Annotated in this window: 5 protein-coding genes; 1 reads left to right on the top strand and 4 read right to left on the bottom strand. The window is 54.7% G+C overall.

What is annotated here, in order from left to right:
* The first annotated feature begins 329 nt into the window (after positions 1–329).
* On the top strand, positions 330–752 hold the full coding sequence (locus PMI03_RS16190; protein WP_007695156.1) for a hypothetical protein: 423 nt from the start codon (positions 330–332) through the stop codon (positions 750–752).
* 203 nt (positions 753–955) lie between these two features.
* On the opposite strand, the gene PMI03_RS16180 is transcribed toward PMI03_RS16190, so the two are convergent.
* The 4 genes from PMI03_RS16180 to PMI03_RS16165 form a co-directional block, all read right to left on the bottom strand.
* Positions 956–1,408, bottom strand: a complete 453-nt coding sequence (locus PMI03_RS16180; RefSeq protein ID WP_007695151.1) for a hypothetical protein — start codon at positions 1,406–1,408, stop codon at positions 956–958.
* Positions 1,405–1,818 (bottom strand): hypothetical protein, encoded by a 414-nt coding sequence (locus PMI03_RS16175; RefSeq protein WP_007695149.1) that lies wholly within the window; start codon positions 1,816–1,818, stop codon positions 1,405–1,407. Before PMI03_RS16175 ends, PMI03_RS16180 begins: the two co-directional genes overlap by 4 nt.
* A gap of 19 nt (positions 1,819–1,837) precedes the next feature.
* Positions 1,838–2,305: a hypothetical protein gene (locus PMI03_RS16170; protein ID WP_131597926.1), complete on the bottom strand. Its 468-nt coding sequence runs from the start codon at positions 2,303–2,305 to the stop codon at positions 1,838–1,840.
* A gap of 97 nt (positions 2,306–2,402) precedes the next feature.
* On the bottom strand, positions 2,403–2,903 hold the full coding sequence (locus tag PMI03_RS16165; RefSeq protein WP_309574395.1) for a hypothetical protein: 501 nt from the start codon (positions 2,901–2,903) through the stop codon (positions 2,403–2,405).
* Between the last annotated feature and the right edge of the window lie 557 nt (positions 2,904–3,460).

The following is a 3,460-nucleotide window of genomic DNA, read 5'->3' as shown; positions in this document are numbered from 1 at the left end:
CGCTCCTTAATGTGACAGTGCCCCGTTCTGTGCTATATGTATCAGGACAAGAACCATCAGACAGTCAGGGATATCGAGCCAAGCGACCCCGATCTGGCACTGGCTTCGTTCGATCGCTTCCAGCGCATGATGCGCCGTCTGGAGCAGTGGCGCAAACAGAAGGGTTGATCTTTGAGAAACGAACTGCTCCGGCGAGCGATCGAGAACATCCTCGGAAAATGCTCGCGGGACACCTCGGAAGACTCGTGCGCGGCGTTGCAATACTATTTCGCCTTGAAGTACGAGAACCATCGGCCGTGCTCAAATCGCTTCCGTCCGAGCCATGAACCATGAGACTGATCAACGAAATCGTCCCGGGCCGTTCGCTCGGCGGCATTGCACTTCAGACTTCCATCGACGCGGTGATCGAGAGCCTTCGGAACCACCATGCTATAAAAATCTCCGAGGGCACCGTGTTCATTGACGATGGACTTATCACTATCGGCTACGACGAAAGCCGATCGATCTACTCGGTGATGTGCAACTCCGGGTTCGAATGTCGCTATGAGGGCAAGCTCTGGGCCGGCATGACGGTCAGGGAGGTATTGAATAACTCAACAACCCAGGTAGCATGGGGAGGTGCAGTAGTGGTGGACGGCATCGAAGGCATTGGCCTGCCGCTGCCTGATGGTTTTGACGACTTCGAGCGACTCACGGATCACCTGCCGCTGGACCATGTGTTTGAGCATCTGTCGGTCTTTATACCGGGATGATTTTCAGGGAAGCCCTGGTAACGGGCCCGGCAAGGTTGCTGGTACCACAAATTAATGATGGCGAGTTCATGTTGTCCTCCATGGGCGCCTGGTTCAGCAGCGGTAGGTCCTCTGAAGTTGGATTTGCGGAGATAGCATCTAAGATGGGTATCACGGTCGGCCGCACGGACCATTCCGTCAGCAGTTTGCTGAGAGCCTTGTAGTCATCGTACCACCTCCCTGTGCTTGATCTTGATCACGGAGTTCGTGAAGACGATCTCGTGGCTCAGAAAGCCATCTTCAAGCACCAGCATCTCATCGATAAGCCAATCTCCGTGGGAGCGGTCGCCAGCGGGCCATTCGCTCTTGGTTTTGTCAGCCGCGTAAGACTGTACGTCGCTGTAGCACAGCGTGATGCGGTTCCCATACGCTCCGGCCAGATGCATCCCGATGTCATTCGCCCGGACGTCACCGTCGTCGAACTCTCGTATGAGCAACTGCTCCAGCCTGGCATCGTGCGGGCATCGCGCGTCCCCATGCTCGTAGTGCCATGTCGCGTCCATGAATTCGAGAGCGTCCGTCGGCACCAGAATGCGTACCTCACGCACATAGGCCGGATAAGCTGAGCTGTCGATGGAATAGCCATCGCTGGTTTCACTGAACCTGATGATTTTCATGATGCTTGATCACCATCCTGCGAGCCTGGTCGCGCACTTTCAGTGCGGAGGTTTTCCACGGCACGTAGCTCCTGGGTTGCTTTACCGATCGTCGTCCACCGGAGACGGAAGTTCTCAGCCGCGGTGCTGAGCCACTCCTTTTGTGCAGGAATGTGCTCCACAAGGCCTTCCAGGAATGAGGCGAACCGTTCGAAGATCTTCATTGCCTCTGGATCCTCGGAGGCGTGGCCCCACCCTGCGGTGTGGGATTCTTCTAGATGATCCAGGATCTTGAAGAAAACCTCGCTGTTGCGCGCGATGTCGTTAGGCTCGAGCGCCATGACACCGACCATGAAGCGCAACTCGTCACTCACGGAAAGCAGCGAGGGTGCGGTGTGCATGTCTTGGTATAGCAGGTCGATCGATAGCATGTGCATCCCCGGGGTACGCTCAACACCGCAGCATCAAGCGGTAGTAGTTCGCGAGTGCATCGTACGGAAGCAGAGCACCGGCAATCTTTGTCAGCACCCGCACGTCGCCCTCCTCTTTACGAAAATGAACTGTGGCGCCGGATCGAAGCAGAGCCACCTGCTCGTCGCCGAGGTCGAAGCTCACTGTGCCCTTGACGGTGCAAGCAACCTCCGAGGGCCTGGCAATGCGCGCGAAGCCGGGCAGGTCGCAATGGCCGAAAAAGTCGATGGTGTCGTGCGAAAAGCGCCTGTCGCTGTCGAAGTGAAGATTGGCGCTCCAACCGTCAAAGTCGAAGGTGTAGACGATTCCTGACCTCGTACACCACCGTTCGTCGGCCTCTGGCTCGCAGGCTGCCTCCTGTGGAGTGCCCATGCTGGCAGCGAGATGCACGGCGCCTCGTTCGAGGTAGCGTATCAGATCGAGCTGCCGGGCCATGGTTTGTTTCAACAACCGATACCTTTTTGAGGTTGCGCTCCGAATATTCTCTGGCCGCTACGCGGCTGTTGGGTGTTCCCAGAACAGACCCTGCAAGTTCGCCTGCGTTTCAAACAATCTCCGCAAAAAGACATTCAAATACAGTCGCTGGCAAACCATCCATCTGCGTAACGCACCCGGTTGCGGGCAAGAAAAAATACCGGTGCTCCACTTCCTTGAAGTCGCATTCAGACAACAAATCTTTCGCGATGTCCATCGATGCCAAAACCGATTTCGGCAACCTTTCCTGCTCAATCGGATGATTGGCTCTACCCCTATCCGTCATGCCCCACTTTCTGTCGAAACAATAAATGGCGAACAAAGGCGATTTCGACGAGATGTAGAACCTGACATCAAATTCATACACCTTGGCCAACGCCTCATCCTTGCCCGCCACCTTGCAGGTCAACGATTGGGCCGCGTTGTAATTCATATCGTCGTCTAGTACCAAGCTCGCTTTCAATGCTGCCTCTAGCCGTCCTTTCAGTGCAAGAACGGATCGGACGTAATCATCCGCGTAATTGACAGGCTTTGCCAATGCTTGGGAAATGAATTCTGGCAATTCGTTCACAGACAATGGACCTTGGTATATTTTTGCCTCGTCTTGGTGGCCGCAAAGGTGCATGTGTCAAGACAAAAGGCTTCCGCCTGCATCGCGGTATTCCAGCTTCAGCAAAACACCTTTATCTTTCAAAAGTAAATCTGATCCCCAATTCCTGGAGCGGGAAATGGGGTTCAAAATCCTCCGAGACTCCATTCGTCACCGGAGGAAACCTGGGTGGCAGATCATTGGCGTTTCATTGCGACGTTCTTGCAATTTATAAATCATTGAAAATATTGGGGTCAGAACAAGAGCAGTCCGAAATCGTACGCTAAGGCCGAACGGAACAGGAACGTTGTTGTAGTTCGGATGTGCAACATCCGATCTCTGTGGATTGCTATCGACACGCGCCAGTTTTGATTTCTCTGTCCGGCCCGACTCGACAACGCTCGACGCAGATTGGTCATGAATGGAGTCGGGCGATGGCAAAGCGCAAGCTTCTCAAAGATCAAGATCGCCGGAAGCTTGTCGATATCCCAGTCGACGAGGACAGCTTAATCCGACAGGCACTGTCACGTTGACGCGGC

Source organism: Rhizobium sp. AP16 (genome assembly GCF_000281735.1).
Classification (GTDB): Bacteria; Pseudomonadota; Alphaproteobacteria; order Rhizobiales; family Rhizobiaceae; genus Rhizobium; species Rhizobium rhizogenes.
This window is presented reverse-complemented; position numbering and strand designations above follow the sequence as displayed.